Consider the following 1,149-nt stretch of genomic DNA (forward strand, 5'->3'; position numbering starts at 1 on the left):
CGAATTTAGGTTTCTACGGACAAACTATTGTTGAAGATGAATATCGTTTTCTAAATGATACTCAAAAAGACATTTATGATGGTTGGAATTTTGGAGCACAAATCGGAATTGGTTTTCTATTTGATATGTTCGACAATTTTAGCGCAGGAATTAATTATAATGGACAATCAGATTTTAGCAAATTTGAGTCAAATAATAATGTTGGAATAAATGACAAACAGAAAATGAAAAACCTAAACTCAATCGGAATTATATTAATGATTGAATTATAAAAACGTTGCACAACAATGCATATATTTTATTGCTAGGTTCTAGCCTGCTTACGAAAGTCCTCGCGGACTTTCTATTCGGTTTTTATTTACTAACTTAGTGACTTAATCACGCAACAAACCATATACAAGCACGTTGCAAGTAATTGGCAAAAAATCACGCAAATTATAATGTGTTTTTTAAGGCTAATAAAGAAGTATAATCGGAAACTATTTCCCTAAAAACCTTCTAAAGAATGAGCAAAATACTGAAAAACTTACGCAACCGCTGATTTAAAAGATTGACGCATAAATCAATAAAAACTGAATGAATAAAACTAACCGAATTATCATCCAAAATCTGAATTTATAACGGCTGTAGAATTTAAGGAATGTAGCAAATTGGAATTGGAAAATTGACGCATAAATCAATAAAAACTGAATGAATAAAACTGACCGAATTATCATCCAAAATCTTAATTTATAACGGCTGTAGAATTGAGAAAATGCAGAAAATTGGAATTGGAATTGGAATTGGAATTGGAAAAAACAGCATTATAAACTGAAAAACAAACTACTTGCAACAAAATATATAATTTATTGCTAGTGCGAACCTACTTACGAAAATCCTTAGGGGATTTTCTATTCCGTTTTTATTTACTTAATTTAGTGCTTCAAAAATGCAACAAACCATATATAAATCGTTGTGCCCAATAAAAAAACTCGTTTCATAAGATAATTCAGATTAAATGATTGTATCTTTGATAGTATCAAATGATAGTATCAAAAATGAAACCACCTTACGAAATAACATCTTCTATTTTAAAATTAATAACTTCTATTTCTGAGAAAATAGGAGAAGTAAATGCTAATTTATTAAATAAACCTTCTCCTAAATTAA

Annotated in this window: 2 pseudogenes; both read left to right on the forward strand. The window is 28.7% G+C overall.

Annotated features, from left to right (window positions below):
* Nucleotides 1-272 (forward strand): annotated as a pseudogene (locus L0U72_RS11715) (hypothetical protein); the annotation flags it as partial.
* Nucleotides 273-1,037: 765 nt separating this feature from the next.
* Nucleotides 1,038-1,149, forward strand: a pseudogene (locus L0U72_RS11720) (Fic family protein); the annotation flags it as partial.

Source organism: Tenacibaculum piscium (genome assembly GCF_021390755.1).
Taxonomy (GTDB): Bacteria; Bacteroidota; Bacteroidia; order Flavobacteriales; family Flavobacteriaceae; genus Polaribacter; species Polaribacter piscius.